This is a genomic window from Pseudomonas sp. MN1F (assembly GCF_009391885.1).
Classification (GTDB): Bacteria; Pseudomonadota; Gammaproteobacteria; order Pseudomonadales; family Pseudomonadaceae; genus Aquipseudomonas.
The window spans coordinates 52,656-75,024 of sequence record NZ_VZII01000029.1 but is presented as its reverse complement, the minus strand read 5'-3'; the positions used below and the strand labels follow the sequence as shown (position 1 = coordinate 75,024).

Genomic DNA, 22,369 nt, shown 5'->3' with positions numbered 1-22,369 from the left:
CAGACGGTTGCACGCTCAATAAAGAAAAGGCCGTCGGTCGCTTGGGGGCGACCTTTGCAGTGTGTTTTCCCGGAACACAAAACCGATGGCACGGCCCTTGCTCTGAGCACAGGGCTGAGAAGTTGTAGTGCCAACCAAAAAAAAACTCTAGGAGCACCACCTCATGTCGCAGACGTTTTACAAGAAAGGTTTCCTGGCTCTGGCCGTAGCTACGGCACTGGGTGTTTCTTCGTATGTTCAGGCCGACGTCAAGATCGGCGTCGCGGGCCCCATGACCGGAGCCAACGCAGCGTTTGGCGAGCAGTACATGAAAGGTGCGCAGGCAGCGGCCGACAAGATCAACGCCGCAGGCGGCGTGAATGGCGAGAAGATCGTCCTGGTGAAAGGCGATGACGCCTGCGAGCCGAAGCAGGCCGTGGCCGTGGCCAACCGCCTGGTTGACCAGGACAAGGTGATCGGCGTGGTCGGGCACTTCTGCTCCTCCAACACCATCCCGGCCTCCGAGGTGTATGACGAAGCCGGTGTGATCGCCATCACCCCCGGCTCCACCAACCCGCAAGTTACCGAGCGTGGCCTTTCTGCCATGTTCCGTATGTGCGGCCGTGACGACCAGCAGGGTATCGTCGCCGGCGATTACATCGTCGACGTGCTCAAGGGCAAGAAGGTTGCGGTGCTGCACGACAAGGACACCTACGGCCAGGGCCTGGCCGATGCGACCAAGGCTCAGCTGGAGAAGCGTGGCGTCAAGCCGGTGCTGTATGAAGGCCTGACCCGCGGCGAGAAAGACTTCAGCGCCGTGGTCACCAAGATCCGTGCCGCCGGTGCCGACGTGGTCTACTTCGGTGGCCTGCACCCGGAAGCCGGGCCGCTGGTACGCCAGTTGCGCGAGCAGGGCCTGAAGGACGTCAAGTTCATGTCCGATGACGGCATCGTCACTGACGAACTGGTGTCCACCGCCGGCGGCGCCCAGTACGTCGATGGCGTGTACATGACCTTCGGCGCCGACCCGCGCCTGCTGCCGGACAGCAAGGCGGTGGTCGAAGAGTTCCGCAAGAACGGTACCGAGCCTGAAGGCTACACCCTGTACGCCTACGCCTCGCTGCAGGCGCTGGCCGCCGCGTTCAACGGCGCCAAGACGAACAAGGGCGAAGACGCTGCCAAGTGGCTCAAGGCCAACCCGGTCAAGACCGTCATGGGCGAGAAGAAGTGGGACAGCAAGGGCGACCTGACCGTCTCCGACTACGTGGTCTACCAGTGGGACAAGGACGGCAAGTACCACCAGCTGGAAAAACAAAAATAATAACGGCAGCTGGCCCGGACACCGGTCCGGGCCATTGCCCCCGCGGTACCTGTCCTTATTTGGAGACCTGCACGGTTCTGCGCTGCCAGTCCCGTTTCATCCGTGGCTTGTGGTCGTCAGCACTGGTGCAGTCTCGCTCAGGTGAGATTGCGTTATGGATGGTATTTTCCTGCAGCAACTGGTCAACGGCCTGACCCTCGGGTCGGTCTATGGCCTGATCGCCATCGGCTACACAATGGTCTATGGCATCATCGGCATGATCAACTTCGCGCACGGCGAGGTGTACATGATCTCCGCGTACCTCGCGGCGATCAGCCTGGCATTGCTGGCCTATTTCGGTGTCGAGTCGTTCCCCCTGCTGATGCTGGGCACGCTGTTGTTCACCATCGTCGTCACGGGCGTGTATGGCTTCACCATCGAGCGCATCGCCTACAAACCCCTGCGCAACTCCACCCGCCTGGCACCGCTGATCAGTGCCATCGGCATCTCGCTGATCCTGCAGAACTACGCACAGATCAGCCAGGGCGCCCGCCAGCAAGGCGTGCCGACCCTGCTCGAAGGCGCCATGCGCATCGAAGTCGGCACTGGCTTCGTGCAACTGACCTACACCAAGATCTTCATCCTGGTGGCGGCGTTCGTCGGCATGGGCCTGCTCACTTACGTGATCAAGTACACCAAGCTCGGCCGCATGTGCCGCGCCACCCAGCAAGACCGCAAGATGGCCTCGATCCTCGGCATCAACACCGACCGGGTGATTTCCTACGTGTTCGTCATCGGTGCGGTGATGGCCGCGCTGGCCGGCGTGCTGATTACCCTCAACTACGGCACCTTCGACTTCTACGCCGGCTTCATCATCGGTATCAAGGCGTTCACTGCCGCGGTACTGGGCGGCATCGGATCGCTGCCTGGCGCCATGCTCGGCGGGATCATCCTGGGCATTTCCGAGTCGCTGTTCTCTGGCCTGATCAACTCCGACTACAAGGACGTGTTCAGCTTCTCGCTGCTGGTGATGATCCTTATCTTCCGCCCACAAGGCCTGCTGGGTCGCCCGCTCGTGGCTAAGGTGTGAACATGTCGATTGCCAAGATTGCTTCTGCCTCTGAAACCAAAGGTTTCGACATCAAGCGCAGCCTGCTGGAGACCATCGTCGCCGGCCTGCTGGCGCTCATCGTGTTCGGCCCGATCGTCGGCGTGGTGCTCGACGGCTACACCTTCAACGCCGAACCACGCCGGGTGGCGTGGCTGGTCGGCGGGGTGATGCTCGGGCGCTTCCTGCTCAGCCTCTACGTGCAGACCGCTGCCGGGCGGCGCATGCTCGAAGGCTTCGACAGCGGCGGGTCGGGCGTGCACGTCAACGCGCCGGACTACAAGTCGCGGTTGCGCTACATCATCCCGGCGCTGGTGGTGATCGCCATCATCTTCCCGGTATTCGCCAACAAGTACCTGCTGACCGTGGTCATCCTCGGCCTCATCTACGTGCTGCTGGGCCTGGGCTTGAACATCGTGGTCGGCCTCGCCGGCTTGCTCGACCTGGGCTATGTGGCGTTCTACGCCATTGGTGCCTATGGCCTGGCGCTGGGTTACCAGTACCTCGGCCTGGGCTTCTGGAGCGTGCTGCCGCTGGCGGCCATCGCGGCGGCGTTGGCGGGTTGTATCCTCGGCTTCCCGGTGTTGCGAATGCACGGTGACTACCTGGCGATCGTGACCCTGGGCTTTGGCGAGATCATTCGCCTGGTGCTGAACAACTGGCTGTCGTTCACCGGCGGCCCGAACGGCATGCCGGCGCCGTCGCCGACCTTCTTCGGCCTGGAATTCGGCCGCAGGGCCAAGGACGGCGGGGTGCCGATCCACGAGTTCCTCGGCATCGACTACAACGCCAACCTCAAGTTCGTGTTCATCTACGCCGTGCTGTTCATCGTCGTGCTGGCGGTGCTGTACATCAAGCACCGGCTGACCCGCATGCCCGTCGGCCGCGCCTGGGAAGCGCTGCGCGAAGACGAGATCGCCTGCCGCTCGATGGGCCTGAACCACGTGCTGGTCAAGCTCTCGGCCTTCACCCTCGGTGCTTCCACCGCGGGCCTTGCCGGGGTGTTCTTCGCCACCTACCAGGGCTTCGTCAACCCGTCGTCGTTTACCTTCTTCGAGTCGGCGCTGATCCTCGCCATCGTCGTCCTCGGCGGCATGGGCTCGACCGTTGGCGTGGTGATCGCGGCGTTCGTGCTGACCGTGGCGCCGGAGCTGCTGCGCAGCTTCTCGGAGTACCGCGTGCTGCTGTTCGGTGTGCTGATGGTGCTGATGATGATCTGGCGACCGCGTGGGCTGATCCGCATCAGCCGTACCGGTGTGACCCCGCGTAAAGGAGTGGCGCCATGAGCGACGAAATCATTCTCTCGGTCGACAACCTGATGATGCAGTTCGGCGGCATCAAGGCGCTCAGCGACGTCAGCCTGAAGGTCAAACGCAACCAGATCTTTGCCCTGATCGGCCCCAACGGTGCCGGCAAGACCACTGTGTTCAACTGCCTGACCGGCTTCTACAAGGCCAGTGGCGGGCGCATCGAGCTGAACGTGCGTGGCAGCCACACCAACGTCATCCAGCTGCTTGGCGAGCGCTTCCAGGCGGCCGACTTCGTGTCGCCTGCGCGCTTTGCCAACCGCCTGTACTACAAGATGTTCGGCGGTACCCACCTGGTCAACCGTGCCGGCCTGGCGCGGACCTTCCAGAACATTCGCCTGTTCAAGGAAATGTCGGTGGTGGAAAACCTGCTGGTGGCCCAGCACATGTGGGTCAACCGCAACCTGCTGGCCGGGGTGCTCAACACCAAGGCCTACCGCAAGGCCGAGAGCGACGCCCTGGACCACGCGTTCTACTGGCTGGAAGTGGTCGACCTGGTCGATTGCGCCAACCGCCTGGCCGGCGAGCTGTCGTATGGCCAGCAGCGCCGCCTGGAAATCGCCCGGGCCATGTGCACACGGCCGAAGATCATCTGCCTGGACGAGCCGGCTGCCGGCCTCAACCCGCAGGAGACCGAAGCCCTGAGCCGCATGATCCGTGTGCTGCGTGACGAGCACGACATCACCGTGGTGCTGATCGAACACGACATGGGCATGGTCATGAGCATTTCCGACCACATTGTCGTGCTCGACCACGGCAACGTGATCGCCGAAGGCGCGCCGCAGGAAATCCGCCACAACCCGACGGTGATCGCCGCCTACCTGGGTGCCGACGAAGAGGAACTGGTATGAGTGCACCCATTCTCGAACTGAAGGAACTGGACGTCTTCTACGGGCCGATCCAGGCGCTGAAAAAGGTCTCGATGCACATCAACGAAGGCGAGACGGTGAGCCTGATCGGTGCCAACGGCGCCGGCAAGTCGACCCTGCTGATGTCGATCTTCGGCCAGCCGCGCGCGGCGGCGGGGCATATCGTCTACCGGGGCACCGACATCACCCGCAAGTCGTCGCACTACATCGCCTCCAACGGCATTGCCCAGTCGCCGGAAGGTCGCCGGGTGTTCCCCGACATGACTGTCGAGGAGAACCTGATGATGGGCACCATCCCCATCGGCGACAAATATGCCGCTGAAGACATGCAGCGCATGTTCGAGCTGTTCCCGCGCCTGAAGGAGCGGCGCAATCAGCGGGCCATGACCATGTCCGGTGGCGAGCAGCAGATGCTGGCCATTGCCCGGGCGCTGATGAGCCGGCCGAAGCTGTTGCTGCTGGACGAGCCATCGCTGGGGCTGGCGCCGATCGTGGTCAAGCAGATCTTCGCCACCCTGCGTGAACTGGCCAAGAGCGGGATGACCATCTTCCTGGTGGAGCAGAACGCCAACCACGCCTTGAAGCTGTCGGACCGGGCCTATGTGATGGTCAACGGGCAGATCCGCATGAGCGGGACGGGGCAGGAGTTGCTAGTCAACGAAGAAGTACGCAACGCGTATCTGGGCGGGCATTGATAGTTACAGCTGAAGTTCACGCCTCAATTTTATGAATTGGGGCGTTCCCAAACCCAAGTGAAAAATCTATCCCCGAAGTAAATGATAAGGTAGAGAAAAATGAAGCTAATTGCGCTAAAGAATATATGCTTGATTTGACTGGCAAATGTTATAGATTCGATAAGGGTAGTGACGCATTCATTTTTAATTGTTAATACGATGGATGAGTCATTTGATGCGGACGACTCTATAATACATTCCGTTTGAGGGTATGGCATCGTAAAGGCAGTGACGATGACTGCAATAAGAAGTAGTCCCATGAAGAAGGCTATAGACTTCTTTTCTTTAACAGTAAGCTTTCTGTATATATAGAAATTCATTGATTCACTCTAAAAAAGAATTCCAGTGTAATGGAAGCTTGTAATTTATTGGGTCTGGTTTTTTTTTGTAAAGCTGTTTTATTCTGGCGCCTGCTTTATCAAATGTTGGCCTTGCAACGCGCAGGTATTTATCGATTTCGCAAAAAAGGTTCTGACAGTCAATAAGTTGGAGGTGTCGATTTCTTAAGTGATTGAATGTAATTCCGAGTCGAGCGAATTCATGAGTCTGATTGTCTGTCATGTACTCTATTATGTATCTAAAGTCTTCTGGCTTGGCATTTGGGAAGCATTTTTTTATTCCTCTGGCGGCGCCAGGGCCTGCTACTACGAACTGATTTTCAATTGTGTTGCTAAATCTGCTGTATCCTATGTCAATGGCATACTGATAGGCTAGAAATTTTCCTATGGAAGGAATGCTCAATAGAAGTTCATAGTTCTCTTCTAGGCTGTTTGTGTCCCAGACCTTGTGTTGAAACTTTTGTTTCAACATGAACGAAATCATTCGGAGATTGTTTTCGTGTTTTTTTGATGAGCCAAACTCCCTCTTGCCAGAAGGCATTATGTATGCGGCGGAGTAGATTTTTTTGTCTTCTGCGCAGATACTTTCTAACGCTTTGGCATATAGCTCTTCGTTGAAAGTTGAGAGATCAATGGAGCCAACTTTATCTTCAAGAGCTTGCCAGGTTTCTATCTTGTTGAAGACTTTAAATATCATGATGCGAAGAAAAGTATCTTTCTCGTCATATTCGCCACGCTCCAGAATGTTTTTTATTAAGTACTGGGAGGTCCTGTCAAGTGCGCGATAGCAGTTGGTGAACTTGTATCGATCAATAATGTCGTCCGCTGGTGGTTCGAAGTGGAAGACTGTAGATCGCAAGCGCTCTTGTCGGTTATGGGCAAATTGCCAGTAATTATCGTAACATACTGATTTTTCGAGGATTTTATTAGCAATAATCAGGGTCATAGCTAGTGCCTACGACTTAAATGAATTGTACATTGCCTGAATTATTGGCATAAATTTGTCTTTCAAGGCATAGCCAACCAGTGCGATAAATACCGTAAAGATCACAGTGGAATATCGGGTTATAATTTTACTCTCGAGTGTTAGTAGCTCTTTTTTGAGTTCGTCAATTTCCTTTTTCAACTTGAAGGGAGAGAAGACTTCTCCAGTCATATCTGAAACTTTATCAGAGTCGAGATGAATGACTTCTTTCGCATTATGAGGTTTTGTATAGGGCTCGGTCGATTTTCGATCCAAGTCTGCATACCAAATTAGTGCAAAAGGTCGCCCTTTCTCCATAACAATATCAGTAGGTCCGGCATTGTATACAGAAAATGTTAGCCTGCCTTTCCATCCAGGATCCACATGGAAACCCGAGACATTAATTAAGCCTTTGAACTTATATTTTGCTTTAAATGAAATAAATGCTAGCGCGTCATCTGGGACTTTAACTATCTCGGACGTTAGCAGAAGTGCGAACTGTCCCTTAGGTATGACGAACTGAGGCTTTTTGTCGTCTAAAATCTGCTTTACATTAGGGTCTTTTTCACCATTAGGAGTGACGTAGATTTCGCTTCCTACAGTAAGAGATATTGCCGCGCAGTCAACTTTTATGTCGTCGATTATGCCGCTTGAGTTCTTGATGAGTTTTGGCAGGTTTTCCTTGAGCTTATCGCCACTCCAAAACATTATTTGTATCCTGTTTTATAGTTGCCCATTCTTTTGAAGAATGACTTTCTTTTTTCAACGTTATAGAGTCTTTCGCAAATTTGCTCAGGTATGTCGTTAATTTCGAGAGCGTGGCATAAGCCAAACAAATTCTTAAGTAGCTGAACTAGGCAAGTGACCAAGTTCTCCCGGAATGACAAATTTTCCAAGTGGTCCAATGACTCAACAACTTTACACATTCTGCCTGTATTATCTAGGATGTTAAGTGCGAGCGATATAATAGGGCTGTCTTCACTCAGGGATAATGACTCATACGCCTTTTTAGATATGGTTTTTAAGTCATGCTCGTAGTCATTAATGTCAGGGAATGCTATATCCCCGAGTAAGACATCAAATATATTCGCCGACGAGAATGTGATGATGAATGAGTCTATGATCGCTTTATGCATCACTACATTATTTTTTTCAAAAGCAGCACGAGTTAGCTTTGAGCTGTATTTTGATAAGTGGAGAGCCATATGTGTGATGCGCTGCTGAACAGTCAGTATCCAAATATCTTTGTGATACATCTCGTCGTGCTGCAGCTGTTTCCACTGTAGTTCTTCGAGTTGACTGAGAAGTGACATAATATTACCTGTCCTACGAAGATTAGATACTTAGTCTAGTATAGGTTAAAAGCAAGGGTTACTTTGGAGGCAAATTATACACATTTTGAGGGAGAGGAAAATGGTGCCTAGGCCTGCTAGGCGTAGCATTTTGTATCCTTCGAAGAGGTTGGGAGCAAAGGGTTCAGAGCGGATCACGCTGCTAAGCTTTAGTGACTGGGCGGCCACAGTGCTGCGTCGTTGATTACAATTTGTTGGCTGAAGGGCTTTCCGCTGGGCGGACATCCCTACCTGGAGGCTGACGTATCTCATGGGGTGTGCATGTGGCGCCTGTTCGGATTGCTTGCGTTCAGCGTTTCCAACTGAATGCATGCCTGAGGGGCATTTCTCTTGTATGTAGTCCTGCCGCGATTCCAACCCAATGCACCGTTGGTTGGACGTAAACCTCATGCTGACTCAGGCCGGATTAAGACATTGGCTGGGATGCAAAATTTTTGGTGAGTAGTGCCGTCCAGAGCACGTCATCCCAGAGCGTGGCCTTGAGATCAGGGGAATTCGTTCACTTCTCCCATTCGGGGTATTTACTAGGCGCACGAGTACTCTGCTCGGGTGACTATTGGGGTGTTGCAGCGCAAGACCTAACCCGCTGCCTGCGTCGAGGGAGCGGCTTGGTGGAGGTGCAGGGCTTCCATATTGCACATCTACCTATGTGGACAACTTGTCGCATATCTTTCTCGACGTACTCGACAACCCTCTCGCAAGCCCTTGTTTCCACAGGTTGAATCTTTTCCACGATAAATGTGGAACCGCCTGTGGAAAACATGGTGGCACCTCGCTCCATCCCTTTAGTTTCGTGGCCTGCAAGGATCTGCTCATAATTTGGTCAGTGGCCCTTTGAGAATGATTTCACAGCCGTTTTCTGCACATACCTGGCCCTGCCAAGGGCGCTTCATTTCCTGTGGATAAGTCTGTGGGAAAGCCTTGGACAGACCGCTGCAGGCGGCATGCTTGAAAGCGTTGCGCCATCACCGAAAAGATACTCACTGACCACGACATGCTGAAAGGGTTCCGCGCAGTGGACAAGTTGCCCCCAATCCGTGGGGAAAGCCTTGTGGATAACATGCGCATAGCTGGCGCCGAGCCTTCTGCCACGCGGCTTTGCCATACATGAACAAAAAATGACCAGCTAGGTGTGCGGCTTGCTGCCAACGCCCGTCGCGGGCATGCTGCAAAGCTGTCGAGGACAACCTACCGTGAGGAACAGAGCATGACGTCCACCGTATTCATCACTGGCGCCACTTCCGGCTTCGGCGAGGCCACCGCCCGCCGCTTCGCCGAGGCCGGCTGGAAACTGGTGCTCACAGGCCGTCGCAAGGAACGCCTGGATGCCCTGTGCGCCGAGCTGTCGGCCAAGACCGAAGTGCACGGCCTGGCCGTCGACGTGCGTGATCGCAAGGCCATGGAGCAGGCCATCGCCAGCCTGCCGGCCGGTTTCGACAAACTGCGCGGCCTGGTCAACAATGCCGGCCTGGCGCTGGGTGTGGACGCTGCGCAGAACTGCAGCCTGGACGACTGGGAAACCATGGTCGACACCAACATCAAGGGCCTGATGTACACCACCCACATGCTGTTGCCACGCCTGATCGCCCATGGTCGCGGCGCGTCGATCCTCAACGTCGGTTCCGTGGCGGGCAACTACCCATACCCGGGCAGTAACGTGTATGGCGGCACCAAAGCCTTCGTCGGCCAGTTCTCGCTGAGCCTGCGCTGCGACCTGCGCGGCACGGGCGTGCGGGTGAGCAACATCGAGCCGGGCCTGTGCGAGAGCGAGTTTTCGCTGGTGCGCAACAGCGGTGACCAAGCCAAGTACGACGCCACCTACGCGGGCGCCGAGCCGATCCAGCCGCAGGACATTGCCGAGACCATCTTCTGGATTCTCAATCAGCCGGCGCACATCAACATCAACAGCCTCGAACTGATGCCGGTGCGCCAGGACTTCGCGGGGCTGTCGATCGACCGCTCCACCAGGGACTGATCCGAGGGCCCTGTCACCGACCTGTGGGAGCGGCCTTGCGTCGCGAAAGGGCTGCGCAGCAGCCCCTCGGTTTCAGCGCAAATGCATAAATTGCTGGGGCTGCTTTGCAGCCCTTTCGCGACGCAAGGCCGCTCCCACAGGGGAGGTGTCAGCTCAGGCGCTGCAAACCTTCCAGGCAGGTAGCAAGGTGATAAGGCGTAGTCGACGGCATGTCATGCCGGCTCACCGCCCCTTCACCATCCCGGCATTCATACCAGCCACCGGTATGTAGAAACTGTTGTTCCATCGCCTTCAACTGGACCAGCAGCTTCGCCTCATTCCCCGGACGCAAAACCAGCGCCCGCAGGTATTCCGCCTGCGCCCAGATCCGCTGGGTGGCATCGAGTACGCTGCCTTCTACGTCGAGCATGGCCAGCACTGCCGCATTATTGACCCCGCACAGCTCGGCATAGCCGAAGGCCCGCTCGATGGAGGCATGCAGTGCGGTCCCGCGCAGCAGCGGTGAGGTTTCCAGCAGGTAGAACCATTCGAACTGATGCCCCGGCTCGAACCAGTTATCCACAGCGCCGAGGGGCTTTTCCAGCATCAGCCCGTGTTGCGGCTCGATGAAATGTTCCTGCAGGGCTGTGCACAGTTGCAGCAGCGACTGCTGCACGTGCTCGTCCTCGCGTACCGCCAGCACTTGCAGGAAGGCCTCGGCCAGGTGCATCTGCGGGTTCTGCAGCGGGCCGCTGCCGAGGTCGGCCCAGTCTTCGCCAAGGCTGGCTTCATACAGGCCATCATCCCGGGCGAACTGCTCGTCGACCACTTCCAGGGCGGCATTGAGGGTGGCTTCCACCAGGCCTTCGCCAACCTTGCCCCAGTAGTGCGCGCACGCGAACACGATGAAGGCGTGGGTGTACAGGTCCTTGCGCCGGTCCAGCGGCTTGCCCTCGGCGTCGATGCTGTAGAACCAGCCGCCGTGCTCGGCATCGTGGAAGTGCTTCTGCAATGAACGGAACAGCGCCGCCGCCCGCTCGGCCGCCCCCGGTTGCCCGATACGGCTGCTGAACAGGTACAGCTGGCGAGCACAGGCCATGGCCCGGTAGCGCTGCACCGGCAACGGACGGTGCTGGGCGTCCAGGGCCTCGTAGGGCAGGGCCATTTCAGCGTTCCAGCCCGGGCCTTGCCACAGCGGCACGATGCGCTCGGCGAAGTGCTGGTTGAAGCGGGCCAGTTCGGGCAGGGTGGGGCGGGGGTTGGGCATGTGGGCGCTCGTCGCTTTCGGGCAGGGCGCCATGGTAGCAGAACTAGGGTTGTGGGTTGCCCAGCCCTTGCCAGTGGCGCGCACCGACGAAGATGAAGCGCAGTTGCTGGGTGATCTTTTCCTGGGCGCTCAGCACCTGTGGATAACCCGGCTCCGGGCTGTCGATCAGTTCCGGCAGGGTGGCGAACACGGTCTTCACCACCAGGTCGGCCATCACCGCCAGCGCGGCGTTGTCCAGATGCTGCCAGCGCTTCATCCGCGCAAGGTCCGTGGCCAGGTCGTCGCTGATGTCCTGGCGCAGGCGGGCGATGGCCTGGCGCACGGCTTGCGAGCCGCCGTACTGCTCGCGGGCCAGGAACAGGAACTGGGCGCGGTGGGCGGCGACCACGTCGAGGAAGATGCGCACGGACGCATCGGTGATACCGCCGAGCTCGAATTCGTTATGCCGCACCAGGCGGATGGTCTGGCGGAACGTGGCATCGACTTCGGCTACCAGTGCCAGGCCCAGGGCGTCCATGTCGGAAAAGTGCCGATAGAAGCCGGTAGGCACGATGCCTGCCGCCTTGGCCACTTCGCGCAGGCTCACACTGCCAAAGCCACGGCCGCTCTCCATGAGCTGGCAGGCGGCGTCCAGCAAGGCCTGGCGGGTCTGTAGCTTCTGTTCGGCGCGCGGCAGCATGGGGCGGGCTTCTGTGACGGTGAGGCTGGGCACTCTAGATAAAAAAACGAAGCCCGGTCAATGGACCGGGCTGGGAGGGGAGCAAGCGGTGTGACAGAGATTGTTCTTTTCGGCCATGGCGATCAGCTCACATGACTGATTTCAACCAGACGATCCGAACCACCTTCGGCAACACGGCCAGAGCGTTCGATCAGGCGGTCCGAGCCACCTTCGGCAACACGGCCAGAGCGTTCGATCAGGCGGTCCGAGCCACCTTCGGCAACACGACCGGAGCGTTCGATCAGGCGATCCGAACCACCTTCGGCAACGGTTTTGAGCGGTTGGGCGATTTCAGCAGCGCTGGAGCGTGATTCGGCGGTCAGGTGCTGGTCGGCAGCTGGCAGGGCGAAGGCGTTGGCCGCAAGGATCGACAGGGTCAGGGTCAGCAGGGTGCGTTTCATGGTTCGGTGCTCCTCTCGGGGGCTGGAAAGTGGGTACGAAGCCAATGTTACGCCCGGTGTCGCCAGAGAGAAGTTCATACGGGTAATGGTAACAATCGACGGTATTGATAGCGTCAGCCGAAGGCTCTATTCCAGCTATTTCAGGGTGATTTGCGGCTATTTGCCAGTAACGATTCGAGGGGCTGGGCAACCCTGCCCAAGCGCAAAAGCTGCGCAAGAAACCCGAAAAAAACTCGCTATCATGGCGGCCTCCGATAAAACCCTGCGGGTTTTCATCAGTCCGAGATCTTGAGTGCCATCGTTACGCCTGCTTTGTGCCAAGCCGTCAGGAGAATCACGCAATGACGCGTCCCGCCAGAATCCTCGTCTGGACCTTAACCACCCTGTTGACCCTGCTGGCGATCCTGGTAGTGATCATCGCCACCTTCGACTGGAACCGCGTCAAGCCGCTGCTCAACGAGAAGGTTGCCGAGGCCTTGCACCGGCCGTTCGCAATCAATGGCAACCTCGCCGTGCACTGGCGCACCGAGCCGGAAGAAGGCGGCTGGCGCGCCTGGGTGCCGTGGCCGCACTTCATTGCTGAAGACCTGGTCCTGGGCAACCCTGAATGGCTCAAGGAGCCGCAGATGGTCGGCCTGGAGCGTGTGGAGTTCCGCCTGGCGCCGCTGCCACTGCTGTTCCAGCAGATCAGCATCCCGCGCATCGACCTGACCAAGCCCACCGCCAACCTCACGCGCCTGGCCGATGGCCGCGCCAACTGGACCTTCGACTTCGGGCCCAAGGACGAGAACGAGGAGCCGTCCAAGTGGCAGCTGGACATCGGTGCCATCGGCTTTGACCAAGGCAATGTCAGCTTCGATGACCAGACCTTGAAAACCAGCATGAAGGTGCAGATCGATCCGCTCGGCAAACCGATCCCCTTCAGTGAAATCGTCGGCAAGGCCAGCGCCGAAAAGGCCGGCGGCGCCCAGGATTATGCGTTCGGGCTCAAGGCTCAAGGCCGCTACAAAGGCCAGCCGGTATCCGGCACCGGCAAGATTGGTGGCCTGCTGGCGCTGCAAGACGCCAGCCAGCCGTTCCCGCTGCAGGCCGACGTGCGTATTGCCGATACCCATGTGGTGCTCGCCGGTACCCTGACCGACCCGCGCAACCTCGGCGCACTGGACCTGCGCCTGCGCCTGTCCGGTGCCAGCCTGGGCAACCTCTACCCGTTGACCGGCGTGACGTTGCCCGACACCCCGGCCTATTCCACCGATGGCCGGCTCAGCGCCAACTTGCATGCCGCCGAAGGCGCGACCTTCAATTACCAGGGCTTCAACGGCAAGATCGGCGACAGTGACATTCATGGCGACCTGGCCTTCGTCGCCAGCCAGCCACGCCCCAAGCTCTCCGGCAACCTGGTGTCCAACCAGCTGCTGTTCAAGGACCTGGCCCCGTTGATTGGTGCCGACTCCAATGCCGAGCAGAAAGCCCGCGGTGGTGCCAGCAAGCAACCGGCCGACAAGGTGCTGCCGGTGGAGGAGTTCCGCACCGAACGCTGGCGGGCCATGGACGCCGACGTCACCTTTGCCGGCAAGCGCATCGTGCACAGCGAAAAGCTGCCATTCAATGACCTGTCCGCCCACGTGATCCTCGACGACGGCCTGTTGCGCCTGGAGCCGCTGCGCTTTGGCGTGGCCGGTGGCAGCCTGGGCTCCAACATCCGCCTGGACGGCCGCAACGTGCCTTTGCAGGGGCGCGCCCAACTGACAGCGCGAGGCTTCAAGCTCAAGCAGCTGTTCCCCAGCTTTGCGCCGATGCAGACCAGCTTCGGCGAGCTGAACGGCGACGCCGACATCAGCGGCCATGGCAATTCGGTGGCGGCGTTGTTGGGCACGGCCAATGGCAACCTGCGCCTGCTGATCAACGATGGTGCCATCAGCCGCAGCCTGATGGAGATTGCCGGGCTCAATGTCGGCAACTACGTGGTGGGCAAGCTGTTCGGTGACGAGGACGTGAAGATCAACTGTGCGGCGGCGGATGTCGGCATCAAGGACGGGCTGGCGACTACGCGGTTGTTCATCTTCGATACCGAGAACGCGATCATCTACATCAACGGTACGGCCAACTTTGCCAGTGAGCAGCTGGACTTGAAGGTCACCCCGGAATCCAAGGGGCTGCGGTTGTTCTCGCTGCGTTCGCCGCTGTATGTGCGCGGGCCGTTTGCCAAGCCGAGTGCCGGGGTGCAAGCGGTGCCGCTGGCGTTGCGCGGGGCGGGGATGCTGGCGTTGGGGGTGGTTGCCGGTCCGGCTGCCGGGTTGCTGGCGCTGGTGGCGCCCAGCAGCGGCGATGAGCCCAACCAGTGCACGCCGTTGCTGCAGCAGATGAAAGCCGGCAAGGCGCCGGCTGCGGTGAAAAAGCAGAAATAGCAGGGGGGGCGCAAAGCGCCCCCAGCAATTACAGCCCCTGAAGCAAGTCGGACATATCGTCCGCGTGCTCTTCTTCCTGGGCCAGGATGTCTTCGAAGATACGGCGCGTAGTCGGGTCTTTATCGCCAATGTACTGAATGATCTCGCGATAGCTGTCGATCGCAATCCGCTCCGCTACCAGGTCCTCCAGCACCATCTCCTTCAGCGAGCTGCCCGCCACATACTGCGCATGGGAATTCCTGGTCAGGTTGTCGGGGTTGAAGTCCGGCTCGCCGCCCAACTGCACGATGCGCTCGGCCAGCTTGTCGGCATGCTCGGCTTCCTGATTCGCGTGTTCGAGAAATTCGCTGGCCGCCACGCTGGCCTTGATCCCGCTGGCCATGAAGTAATGGCGCTTGTAGCGCAGCACGCAAACCAGTTCGGTGGCCAGCGACTCATTGAGCAGGCGCAGGATTTCCTTGCGATCGGCGTGGTAACCCTCGGTCACCGCGCCTTGCTCGACGTGCTGGCGGGCACGCTCGCGCAGGGTTTGCACATCGGTCAGTTCAACGTTGCTCATGATTGTCTCCAAACAGATCAGGACGGGTGGTCAAGGTGAACAGGAGGCTCAAGCGCCATGGGCGGCTTTGCTGTCTTCTTCTCGTTGCTTGCAGGTCTTGAAGCCCTTGGCATCGACATGGCCGGTGGCGTCGAAGCGCACGTAGTACGGCTGCTGGTGGCCGTCGCGGTTGAGGATGTAGTCGTTGCAGGTACCCCCGTGCGGCAGGTCGATCACGTTCGATGGGCTGCCGCCGATGGCGATGACCTTCTGCATGGTCATGCCGTTTTCCACCTGTTTGACCAGCGGTTCGTCGCGGTAGGTGACATGGTCCACCGGGTTTTCCGGGTGGCTGCTGCAGGCGGCCAGGGCGGCGCTTGCCAGAAGGATTGCCAGGGTCTGCTTGTACATGGTCCCGCTCCTTGCAAAGGGTCTGTTTGAGTTGGAACCGCGAGAAGCGTCGGGAGTTCGATTGCGGTGGTCATCGAAGCAGCGCTAGTGTTGGCCGATCGTCCACGCAAAGGGGCTCAAGCCATGCAGCAGGAGTTGGCCACGCGATACCCGTTGGTGCTGGTGCCAGGCATGCTCGGTTTTGTCCGGGTGCTGCTTTATCCATACTGGTTCGGCATCGTGCCGGCATTGCGCAAGGGCGGTGCGCAGGTGTTTCCGGTGCAGGTCTCGCCGCTGCATTCCAACGAGGTGCGCGGTGAGCAGTTGCTGGCGATCATCGAAGACATCTGCCAGCGCACCGGCGCGGCAAAGGTCAACCTCATCGGCCACAGTCAGGGGGCATTGAACGCGCGTTATGCGGCGGCCAAACGGCCGGATCGGGTGGCCTCGGTCACGTCGGTGGCGGGGCCCAATCATGGTTCGGAGCTGGCCGATCACCTTGAGCGCAGGGCGCCAGGTCACTCACCCCAGGGGCGCCTGCTCAAAGCCATCCTGCATGGCCTGGCAGTATTGCTGGTATGGCTGGAAACCGGCTGGCGGCGCGACCCGCTGCCGGTCGACCTGCATGCTTCACACCAGGCCCTGACCAGCGCCGGCGTGGCCCTGTTCAACCAGGCTTATCCACAGGGGCTGCCAGAAACCTGGGGCGGGGAAGGGGCATACGAGGTGGGCGGCGTGCGCTACTACTCCTGGTCCGGCACCTTGCAGCCCGGGCTGACCGACCAGGGGCGTAACCGCTTCGATGGCAGCAACCGCTTCTGCCGGTTGTTCGCGCGCAGTTTCGTCAGGGAAAAGGGCCATTGCGACGGCATGGTCGGGCGTTTCAGCTCGCACCTGGGGCAGGTGATCGGTGATGACTTCCCGCTCGATCACCTGGACATCGTCAACCAGTCGCTAGGCGCCGTGGGCAAGGGTGCCGAGCCGCTGCGGCTGTTCACCGAACATGCGGCGCGGCTCAAGGCAGCAGGGCTCTAGCGGCGCACCGGGGTGGTCCAGCGCTCGGCCAGAATGACCCCGACCAAGGTCAGCAAACCACCGATCAGGTGATAGCTGGCCAGTCGTTCGTCCAGGACCACCGCGGCGATCAGTGCGGTCACCACCGGCAACAGGTTGAAAAACAACGTGGTACGGCTGGGCCCCAGGCGATGCACGGCCTGCATCCACACCAGCGGCGCGATCATCGAGGCGAGCACGCAGGCGTACAGCACCAGGCCGATGTTGTGGCCGTTCAGGCCAGTCTTGGCCGAGAGCAGGAACAGCGGCAGCAACACCAGGATGGCCACCAGCACTTGCAGGTACAGCAGCTGCAACGGCGGCAGGCGCAGCTGCCATTTCTTCAACAGGAAGCTGTACAGCGCGTAGGCCAGGGTCGCCACCAGCATCAGCAGGTCGCCGCCGTTCAAGCCTTGTTCCAGCAGGATGCCCGGCTGGCCGGCGGAAACCACTTCGAGCACGCCGACGAACGACACCACGGCGCCTGCCAGGGCGCCGTAGCTCAGGCGCTGCCCCAGCCAGGCGATGGACAGGGCCAGCGACATCAACGGCATCAGCGAGAGGATGATGCCCATGTTGGTGGCGCTGGTAATGCCGGCGGCGAAGTACGCCAGGCTCTGATACACGGCCATGCCCAGCACGCCGAGGATGGCCACCTTGCCCAGGTGCGGGCGGATGGCCGCACGGTTGCGCCACACGGCGGGCAGCAGGAACGGGGTGAACAGTGCGCCGGCCAGCAGCCAGCGGTAGAAGCCGATTTCGGCAGGGTAGATGGCGCCGGCCGACATCTTGGTGACCACGGTATTGCCGGCCCAGATGAGAATGGCGAAAAGGGGAAACGCGTAATTCATGCAGCAACAGACTCTTTCGTTTTGGCAGTGACGCCTGGCTGACCATTATGAAGGCCCATGCCCGGGCAAAATGTAAAAAATCTTGTCTACACTCAGGCGCATGTCCGTGCATCGGGCGCGGAGTCAAGGAGACCACTCCATGAAAATGCTGCACATGCCCCTGCTGGTGTTGGCCGTGTTGTTCAGTGCGCAAGGATTTGCCGCCAACACGGCGCAACAGGAAAAGATGAAAACCTGCAACGCCGACGCCACCACCAAGGCGCTCAAGGGTGACGAACGCAAGGCGTTCATGAGCACTTGCCTGAAGAAGGACGTGCCCCAGTCGCAGCAGGACAAGATGAAGACCTGCAACGCCGACGCCACCACCAAGGCGCTCAAGGGTGACGAACGCAAGGCGTTCATGAGCGACTGCCTGAAGAAGAAGTGACCTGCGCCTATGCCTGTGCCCTGAAGGCTGGCAGACTGCGGGCATTCCTGCCGTCTGCCGTCGAGGCTGTATGACTTTCACCCCCCGCCAGATCACCCTGGCCAGCCTGATCATCGTCATGGCCGGGCTGCTGCTGGCTTTGCCCCTGAAGTTGCTGCCCAGCCTGCTGGCCGGGCTGTTGGTGTTCGAACTGGTGAACATGCTCACCCCGCGCCTGCAACCGCTGATCGCCGGGCAGCGTGCGCGCTGGCTGGCGGTGGCGCTGCTGGGTGTGCTGGTGGTCAGTGTGCTGACCCTGCTTATTGCCGGTGCCTTCAGCTTCCTGCTGCACGAAGCCGAAAACCCCGGCGCCTCGCTGGACAAGTTCATGACCTTGGTCGAACGTGCCCGCAGCCAGCTGCCGCCGTTCATCGAAGCCTACCTGCCGGCCAGTGCGGCGGAGTTCAAGGTGGCCATCGGTGACTGGATCAAGAGCCACCTCAGCGACCTGCAGCTGGTGGGCAAGGGCATGGCGCACATGTTCGTGACGCTGCTGATCGGCATGATCCTTGGGGCCATCATCGCCCTGCAGCGCATTCCCGACATTTCCCGGCGCAAGCCCTTGGCTGCGGCCCTGTTCGAGCGGCTGAACCTGCTGGTGCAGGCGTTTCGCAACATCGTCTTCGCGCAGATCAAGATCTCGATGCTCAACACCGCGTTCACCGGCATTTTCCTCGCCGTGGTGTTGCCGTCGTTCGGCGTGCACCTGCCGCTGACCAAGACGCTGATCGTGCTGACCTTCCTGCTTGGGCTGCTGCCGGTGATCGGCAACCTGATGTCCAACACCCTGATCACCATCGTCGGCATGTCGTTGTCGATCTGGGTGGCGGCGGCGGCGCTGGGCTATTTGATCGTGATCCACAAGGTCGAGTATTTCCTCAACGCGAAGATCGTCGGTGGGCAGATCAGTGCCAAGGCCTGGGAGCTGCTGCTGGCGATGTTGGTGTTCGAGGCGGCGTTCGGCTTGCCGGGGGTGGTGGCGGGGCCGGTCTATTACGCCTACCTGAAGAGTGAGCTGAAGCGGGCCGAGCTGGTCTGAAAGATTGCTGGGGCTGCAAAGCAGCCCCAGGATGGCTCAGGCAGCGCCGTAGCGCTTGCGGGCCTCGATAGCCAAACCGCTACCGATGCTGCCGAAGATGTTGCCTTCTACATGCCGCGCATTCGGCAGCATCGCCGCCACGCTGTTGCGCAGTGCCGGGATCCCGCTCGAACCCCCGGTGAAGAACACCGTATCGACCTGGCCCGCGCTCACGCCAGCCTTGGCCAGCAACTCGCTCACACTGCCGCGCACCCGCTCCAGCAGCCCTTCGATGGCCTCCTCGAACAGCACCCGGGTCAGGTCGACACTCAGTTCGCGCTCGACACGGCTGAGGTCCACGCGGCGGCTGGCCTGGTCGGTCAGCTCGATCTTGCTGGCCTCCACTTCCATCGCCAGCCAGTGCCCGGCGCGCTCTTCGATCAGCTTGAACAGGCGATCGATGCCCAAGGTATCCTCGATGTCGTAGCGCATGCTGCCCAAGGCCAGCTGCGATTTCTGCGAGTACAGGGCGTTGATGGTGTGCCAGGTCGCCAGGTTCAGGTGGTAGCTGGTGGGCATCAGCGCGCCACTCTTCATCCGGCTGCCATAGCCGAACAGCGGCATCACGCCCTGCAGGCTCAGTTGCTTGTCGAAGTCGGTACCGCCGATGTGCACGCCGCCGGTGGCGAGGATGTCGCTCTGGCGCTCGGCCACCAGGTGGCGCTCGGGCGACAGGCGGATCAAGGTAAAGTCCGAAGTACCACCGCCGATATCGACGATGAGCACCAGTTCTTCACGGCTGATGCCCGACTCGTAGTCGAACGCTGCGGCAATCGGCTCATACTGGAACGACACGTCCTTGAAGCCGATCTTGCGCGCTACCTCGGCCAGGGTGTCCTCGGCCTCCTGGTCGGCGGCCGGGTCTTCATCGACGAAGAATACCGGGCGGCCCAGCACCACCTGCTCGAATTCACGACCGGCGGCAGCCTCGGCGCGCTTTTTCAGCTCGCCGATGAACATGCCCAGCAGGTCCTTGAACGGCAGGGCGCTGCCCAGCACGCTGGTGTCGTGCTTGATCAGCTTGGAACCCAACAGGCTCTTGAGCGAGCGCATCAGGCGGCCTTCGTAGCCTTCCAGGTACTCGTGCAGCGCCAGGCGACCATACGCCGGGCGACGCTCCTCGATGTTGAAGAACACCACCGACGGCAGGGTGATCTTGCCGTCTTCCAGGGCGATCAGCGACGAGGCGCCCTCGCGGTGCCAGCCGACCGTGGAGTTGGAGGTGCCGAAGTCGATGCCCAGGGCGCGGGCCGGCGATACGTCAGACATGGGAAAAGGCTTCCGGAGGCAAAACGGCCGCGCAGTGTATGCGAGTTGGCTACAGAATCAAGACCGATCGTCTGCCTTGAGGCAACCCCAAGCGCACCTTGAAAGGCTATGCTTGAACCCTATCTTCAGCTGCAACACGAAAATTCACACTGGTGATCCATAGATGGACTTCAAAGACTACTACAAGATACTCGGCGTAGAGCCCACGGCGGACGAGAAGGCGATCAAGGCCGCGTACCGCAAGCTGGCGCGCAAGTATCACCCTGACGTCAGCAAGGAACGTGACGCCGAGGACAAGTTCAAGGAGGCCAACGAGGCCTACGAGGTGCTGGGTGATGCGCAAAAGCGCGCCGAGTTCGACGAAATCCGCAAGTACGGCGGCCAGCATGGCCGGCCGTTCCAGGCGCCACCGGGCTGGCAGAGCCGTGGCGGCGCGGGGGGCGCTGGCGGTGGCTTCGAGGGCGGCGACTTCTCCGACTTCTTCAGCTCGATCTTCGGAGCCCGCGGCGGTAACCCGTTCGGTGGTGGCGGCCGGCAACAACAACGCAGTGCCGGTAGGCGAGGGCAGGATGTGGAACTGGAACTGGCGATCTTCCTGGAAGAAACCCTCAGCAAGGAATCCAAGCAGATCAGCTTCCAGGTGCCGCAGACCAACGCGGCCGGCCAGCGCACCGGGTTCACCACCAAGACCCTGAACGTGAAGATCCCCGCCGGGGTCACCGACGGCGAACGCATCCGCCTCAAGGGCCAGGGTGCTCCGGGTGTCGGCGGCGGTGCCAATGGCGACCTGTTCCTGACCGTGCGCATGGCACCGCACCCGCTGTTCGATGTCGAAGGTCATGACCTGATCATCACCGTGCCGCTGGCGCCGTGGGAGGCTGCCCTGGGTACCAAGGTGGCGGTGCCGACCCTCACCGGCAAGATCAACCTGACCATCCGCCCCGACAGCCAGAGCGGCCAGCGCCTGCGGGTGCCAGGCATGGGCCTGGCGAACAAGAACGGCGAGCGTGGCAACCTTTATGCGCAGCTGAAAGTGGTGATGCCGCCGGCTTCCGACGCTGCTACCCGTGAACTGTGGACCCAGCTTTCCGAGAAAGCGGCGTTCGACCCGAGGACACAATGGAGTAAGTGATCATGAGCAGCACCCTGATCGTTCAACTGGATATGCGAACCCTGTGTCAGGAAGCCGATATCACGGCTGACTGCGTGATCGAAATCGTCGAGCACGGCATTGTCGAACCTTCCGGGCGAACGCCGGAGGACTGGTTGTTCGACGATCAGGCGCCGTTGCTGGCCAAGCGCGCGGCGAAGCTGCATCAAGAGCTGGAACTGGAATGGGAAGGGGTGGCGCTGGCGCTGGAACTGTTGCAGGAACTGCAGCAGTTGCGCAGCGAGAACAGCATGCTGAAGCAGCGGTTGGGCAGGTTTATCCAGATGTGATATTGGCTGTGCTGGCCTCTTCGCGGGTTTATACGCGAAGAGGCCAGCACAGCCCACATCCATCTCAGCTGGGTTCAGCCCCCGGATGCAGCACCAGCTGCATGAAGGTCAAATCCAGCCAGCAGCCGAACTTCACCCCCACCTGCGGCATCTGCCCGGTCACCACGAAGCCCAGTCGCTCATGCAGGCGTACCGAGGCGGCATTGCCACTTTCGATGGCCGCGACCATCACATGCTTGCCACACTCACGCGCCCGCTCGATCAGCGCCACCATCAACACAGGCCCCAGGCCCTTGCCACGCTGGTCGCCGCGCACATACACCGAGTGTTCCACGGTCAGGCGAAAACCCTCGAACGGCCGCCAGTCACCGAACGACGCATACCCCAGCACGCCGCTGTCATCCACGGCCACCAGGATCGGGTAACCCTGCTGCGCCCGTGCTTCGAACCAGGCCTGGCGGTTGGCGAGGTCCACCGGTGTTTCGTTCCAGATCGCCGTGGTGTTGCGCACGGCGTCGTTGTAGATGTCGAGGATGCCCGGTATGTCGGTGGCCAGGGCATCGCGGATTACGTAACTCATGACAG

The 22,369-nt window shown here is 59.9% G+C and carries 23 protein-coding genes; 12 read left to right on the top strand and 11 right to left on the bottom strand.

The genetic code is table 11. The annotated features are described in order from the left end of the window. The first annotated feature begins 163 nt into the window (after positions 1 to 163). The 5 genes from F6X59_RS15550 (at position 164) to F6X59_RS15530 (ending at position 5,258) form a co-directional block, all read left to right on the top strand. On the top strand, positions 164 to 1,300 hold the full coding sequence (locus F6X59_RS15550; RefSeq protein ID WP_152956979.1) for a branched-chain amino acid ABC transporter substrate-binding protein: 1,137 nt from the start codon (positions 164 to 166) through the stop codon (positions 1,298 to 1,300). 154 nt (positions 1,301 to 1,454) lie between these two features. Further along, positions 1,455 to 2,369 carry a branched-chain amino acid ABC transporter permease LivH gene (locus F6X59_RS15545; protein WP_103445874.1) on the top strand — a complete coding sequence of 305 codons (915 nt, stop codon included), beginning with the start codon at positions 1,455 to 1,457 and terminating at the stop codon, positions 2,367 to 2,369. A gap of 2 nt (positions 2,370 to 2,371) precedes the next feature. Next, entirely contained in the window at positions 2,372 to 3,673 is a 1,302-nt protein-coding gene (livM, locus tag F6X59_RS15540; RefSeq protein ID WP_152956978.1) for a high-affinity branched-chain amino acid ABC transporter permease LivM, read from the top strand. Next, positions 3,670 to 4,545: an ATP-binding cassette domain-containing protein gene (locus F6X59_RS15535; protein ID WP_085676784.1), complete on the top strand. Its 876-nt coding sequence runs from the start codon at positions 3,670 to 3,672 to the stop codon at positions 4,543 to 4,545. Before livM ends, F6X59_RS15535 begins: the two co-directional genes overlap by 4 nt. After that, positions 4,542 to 5,258 (top strand): ABC transporter ATP-binding protein, encoded by a 717-nt coding sequence (locus F6X59_RS15530; RefSeq protein WP_152956977.1) that lies wholly within the window; start codon positions 4,542 to 4,544, stop codon positions 5,256 to 5,258. Before F6X59_RS15535 ends, F6X59_RS15530 begins: the two co-directional genes overlap by 4 nt. 363 nt (positions 5,259 to 5,621) lie before the next feature. On the opposite strand, the gene F6X59_RS15525 is transcribed toward F6X59_RS15530, so the two are convergent. From F6X59_RS15525 to F6X59_RS15515, 3 genes are read right to left on the bottom strand one after another with little or no spacing between them, the layout of a single operon-like run. Continuing rightward, positions 5,622 to 6,581: a nucleotide kinase domain-containing protein gene (locus F6X59_RS15525; RefSeq protein WP_152956976.1), complete on the bottom strand. Its 960-nt coding sequence runs from the start codon at positions 6,579 to 6,581 to the stop codon at positions 5,622 to 5,624. Between the two features lie 9 nt (positions 6,582 to 6,590). After that, positions 6,591 to 7,307, bottom strand: coding sequence for a deoxycytidine triphosphate deaminase (locus tag F6X59_RS15520; protein ID WP_152956975.1), 717 nt, complete (start codon positions 7,305 to 7,307; stop codon positions 6,591 to 6,593). Beyond that, positions 7,307 to 7,912, bottom strand: coding sequence for a hypothetical protein (locus F6X59_RS15515; protein ID WP_152956974.1), 606 nt, complete (start codon positions 7,910 to 7,912; stop codon positions 7,307 to 7,309). The genes F6X59_RS15520 and F6X59_RS15515 overlap by 1 nt, the downstream gene beginning before the upstream one ends. A 1,246-nt stretch (positions 7,913 to 9,158) precedes the next feature. Here F6X59_RS15515 and F6X59_RS15510 point away from each other — a divergent pair. After that, positions 9,159 to 9,926: an SDR family oxidoreductase gene (locus F6X59_RS15510; RefSeq protein ID WP_152956973.1), complete on the top strand. Its 768-nt coding sequence runs from the start codon at positions 9,159 to 9,161 to the stop codon at positions 9,924 to 9,926. Positions 9,927 to 10,074: 148 nt separating this feature from the next. Here F6X59_RS15510 and F6X59_RS15505 read toward each other — a convergent pair whose 3' ends face one another. The 3 genes from F6X59_RS15505 to F6X59_RS15495 form a co-directional block, all read right to left on the bottom strand. Then, positions 10,075 to 11,172 (bottom strand): AGE family epimerase/isomerase, encoded by a 1,098-nt coding sequence (locus tag F6X59_RS15505; RefSeq protein ID WP_152956972.1) that lies wholly within the window; start codon positions 11,170 to 11,172, stop codon positions 10,075 to 10,077. Between the two features lie 43 nt (positions 11,173 to 11,215). Continuing rightward, positions 11,216 to 11,851, bottom strand: a complete 636-nt coding sequence (locus F6X59_RS15500; protein WP_152956971.1) for a TetR family transcriptional regulator — start codon at positions 11,849 to 11,851, stop codon at positions 11,216 to 11,218. A 122-nt stretch (positions 11,852 to 11,973) separates the two neighbouring features. Continuing rightward, positions 11,974 to 12,291: a hypothetical protein gene (locus F6X59_RS15495; protein WP_152956970.1), complete on the bottom strand. Its 318-nt coding sequence runs from the start codon at positions 12,289 to 12,291 to the stop codon at positions 11,974 to 11,976. A gap of 341 nt (positions 12,292 to 12,632) precedes the next feature. On the opposite strand from F6X59_RS15495, the gene F6X59_RS15490 reads away from it, so the two are divergent. Further along, on the top strand, positions 12,633 to 14,699 hold the full coding sequence (locus F6X59_RS15490; RefSeq protein WP_152956969.1) for an AsmA family protein: 2,067 nt from the start codon (positions 12,633 to 12,635) through the stop codon (positions 14,697 to 14,699). Positions 14,700 to 14,727: 28 nt separating this feature from the next. On the opposite strand, the gene F6X59_RS15485 is transcribed toward F6X59_RS15490, so the two are convergent. Both F6X59_RS15485 and osmE read right to left on the bottom strand, forming a co-directional pair. Then, the gene (locus F6X59_RS15485) at positions 14,728 to 15,258 is read right to left on the bottom strand and encodes a bacterioferritin (RefSeq protein ID WP_152956968.1); all 531 of its coding nucleotides are present in this window, start codon (positions 15,256 to 15,258) and stop codon (positions 14,728 to 14,730) included. A 48-nt stretch (positions 15,259 to 15,306) separates the two neighbouring features. Next, the gene (osmE, locus tag F6X59_RS15480; protein WP_110633567.1) at positions 15,307 to 15,648 is read right to left on the bottom strand and encodes an osmotically-inducible lipoprotein OsmE; all 342 of its coding nucleotides are present in this window, start codon (positions 15,646 to 15,648) and stop codon (positions 15,307 to 15,309) included. Between the two features lie 123 nt (positions 15,649 to 15,771). On the opposite strand from osmE, the gene F6X59_RS15475 reads away from it, so the two are divergent. Continuing rightward, complete coding sequence (locus F6X59_RS15475; RefSeq protein WP_152956967.1) at positions 15,772 to 16,662, top strand: triacylglycerol lipase; 891 nt, start codon at positions 15,772 to 15,774, stop codon at positions 16,660 to 16,662. Here F6X59_RS15475 and F6X59_RS15470 read toward each other — a convergent pair. Beyond that, entirely contained in the window at positions 16,659 to 17,531 is an 873-nt protein-coding gene (locus F6X59_RS15470) for a DMT family transporter (protein ID WP_152956966.1), read from the bottom strand. The two genes, F6X59_RS15475 and F6X59_RS15470, sit on opposite strands and share 4 nt — an antisense overlap. Before the next feature lie 139 nt (positions 17,532 to 17,670). Between F6X59_RS15470 and F6X59_RS15465 the strand changes: the two genes are divergently transcribed. Both F6X59_RS15465 and F6X59_RS15460 read left to right on the top strand, forming a co-directional pair. Then, a complete protein-coding gene (locus F6X59_RS15465) occupies positions 17,671 to 17,958 on the top strand; it encodes a PsiF family protein (protein WP_152956965.1) in 288 nt (95 codons plus the stop codon). 70 nt (positions 17,959 to 18,028) lie between these two features. After that, a complete protein-coding gene (locus F6X59_RS15460; protein WP_152956964.1) occupies positions 18,029 to 19,036 on the top strand; it encodes an AI-2E family transporter in 1,008 nt (335 codons plus the stop codon). Positions 19,037 to 19,072: 36 nt separating this feature from the next. Here F6X59_RS15460 and F6X59_RS15455 read toward each other — a convergent pair whose 3' ends face one another. Next, a complete protein-coding gene (locus tag F6X59_RS15455; protein WP_152956963.1) occupies positions 19,073 to 20,344 on the bottom strand; it encodes an Hsp70 family protein in 1,272 nt (423 codons plus the stop codon). Positions 20,345 to 20,507: 163 nt separating this feature from the next. On the opposite strand from F6X59_RS15455, the gene cbpA reads away from it, so the two are divergent. Then, entirely contained in the window at positions 20,508 to 21,476 is a 969-nt protein-coding gene (gene cbpA, locus F6X59_RS15450; RefSeq protein ID WP_152956962.1) for a curved DNA-binding protein, read from the top strand. Between the two features lie 2 nt (positions 21,477 to 21,478). Continuing rightward, positions 21,479 to 21,784, top strand: a complete 306-nt coding sequence (locus F6X59_RS15445) for a chaperone modulator CbpM (RefSeq protein ID WP_152956961.1) — start codon at positions 21,479 to 21,481, stop codon at positions 21,782 to 21,784. Between the two features lie 64 nt (positions 21,785 to 21,848). Here the strand turns inward: F6X59_RS15445 and F6X59_RS15440 are convergent, their stop codons facing one another. Then, entirely contained in the window at positions 21,849 to 22,364 is a 516-nt protein-coding gene (locus tag F6X59_RS15440; RefSeq protein WP_152956960.1) for a GNAT family N-acetyltransferase, read from the bottom strand. Between the last annotated feature and the right edge of the window lie 5 nt (positions 22,365 to 22,369).

Excerpts from the sequence above, each read along its gene's own strand:
- F6X59_RS15495 (WP_152956970.1), bottom strand. The coding sequence starts at position 12,291 with ATGAAACGCACCCTGCTGACCCTGACCCTGTCGATCCTTGCGGCCAAC.
- F6X59_RS15500 (WP_152956971.1), bottom strand. The coding sequence starts at position 11,851 with ATGCTGCCGCGCGCCGAACAGAAGCTACAGACCCGCCAGGCCTTGCTG.
- F6X59_RS15505 (WP_152956972.1), bottom strand. The coding sequence starts at position 11,172 with ATGCCCAACCCCCGCCCCACCCTGCCCGAACTGGCCCGCTTCAACCAG.
- F6X59_RS15550 (WP_152956979.1), top strand. The coding sequence starts at position 164 with ATGTCGCAGACGTTTTACAAGAAAGGTTTCCTGGCTCTGGCCGTAGCT.
- F6X59_RS15475 (WP_152956967.1), top strand. The coding sequence starts at position 15,772 with ATGCAGCAGGAGTTGGCCACGCGATACCCGTTGGTGCTGGTGCCAGGC.
- F6X59_RS15445 (WP_152956961.1), top strand. The coding sequence starts at position 21,479 with ATGAGCAGCACCCTGATCGTTCAACTGGATATGCGAACCCTGTGTCAG.
- osmE (WP_110633567.1), bottom strand. The coding sequence starts at position 15,648 with ATGTACAAGCAGACCCTGGCAATCCTTCTGGCAAGCGCCGCCCTGGCC.
- F6X59_RS15485 (WP_152956968.1), bottom strand. The coding sequence starts at position 15,258 with ATGAGCAACGTTGAACTGACCGATGTGCAAACCCTGCGCGAGCGTGCC.
- cbpA (WP_152956962.1), top strand. The coding sequence starts at position 20,508 with ATGGACTTCAAAGACTACTACAAGATACTCGGCGTAGAGCCCACGGCG.
- F6X59_RS15535 (WP_085676784.1), top strand. The coding sequence starts at position 3,670 with ATGAGCGACGAAATCATTCTCTCGGTCGACAACCTGATGATGCAGTTC.
- F6X59_RS15520 (WP_152956975.1), bottom strand. The coding sequence starts at position 7,307 with ATGTTTTGGAGTGGCGATAAGCTCAAGGAAAACCTGCCAAAACTCATC.
- F6X59_RS15465 (WP_152956965.1), top strand. The coding sequence starts at position 17,671 with ATGAAAATGCTGCACATGCCCCTGCTGGTGTTGGCCGTGTTGTTCAGT.
- F6X59_RS15525 (WP_152956976.1), bottom strand. The coding sequence starts at position 6,581 with ATGACCCTGATTATTGCTAATAAAATCCTCGAAAAATCAGTATGTTAC.
- F6X59_RS15515 (WP_152956974.1), bottom strand. The coding sequence starts at position 7,912 with ATGTCACTTCTCAGTCAACTCGAAGAACTACAGTGGAAACAGCTGCAG.
- F6X59_RS15510 (WP_152956973.1), top strand. The coding sequence starts at position 9,159 with ATGACGTCCACCGTATTCATCACTGGCGCCACTTCCGGCTTCGGCGAG.
- F6X59_RS15440 (WP_152956960.1), bottom strand. The coding sequence starts at position 22,364 with ATGAGTTACGTAATCCGCGATGCCCTGGCCACCGACATACCGGGCATC.
- F6X59_RS15490 (WP_152956969.1), top strand. The coding sequence starts at position 12,633 with ATGACGCGTCCCGCCAGAATCCTCGTCTGGACCTTAACCACCCTGTTG.
- F6X59_RS15470 (WP_152956966.1), bottom strand. The coding sequence starts at position 17,531 with ATGAATTACGCGTTTCCCCTTTTCGCCATTCTCATCTGGGCCGGCAAT.
- F6X59_RS15545 (WP_103445874.1), top strand. The coding sequence starts at position 1,455 with ATGGATGGTATTTTCCTGCAGCAACTGGTCAACGGCCTGACCCTCGGG.
- livM (WP_152956978.1), top strand. The coding sequence starts at position 2,372 with ATGTCGATTGCCAAGATTGCTTCTGCCTCTGAAACCAAAGGTTTCGAC.
- F6X59_RS15530 (WP_152956977.1), top strand. The coding sequence starts at position 4,542 with ATGAGTGCACCCATTCTCGAACTGAAGGAACTGGACGTCTTCTACGGG.
- F6X59_RS15455 (WP_152956963.1), bottom strand. The coding sequence starts at position 20,344 with ATGTCTGACGTATCGCCGGCCCGCGCCCTGGGCATCGACTTCGGCACC.
- F6X59_RS15460 (WP_152956964.1), top strand. The coding sequence starts at position 18,029 with ATGACTTTCACCCCCCGCCAGATCACCCTGGCCAGCCTGATCATCGTC.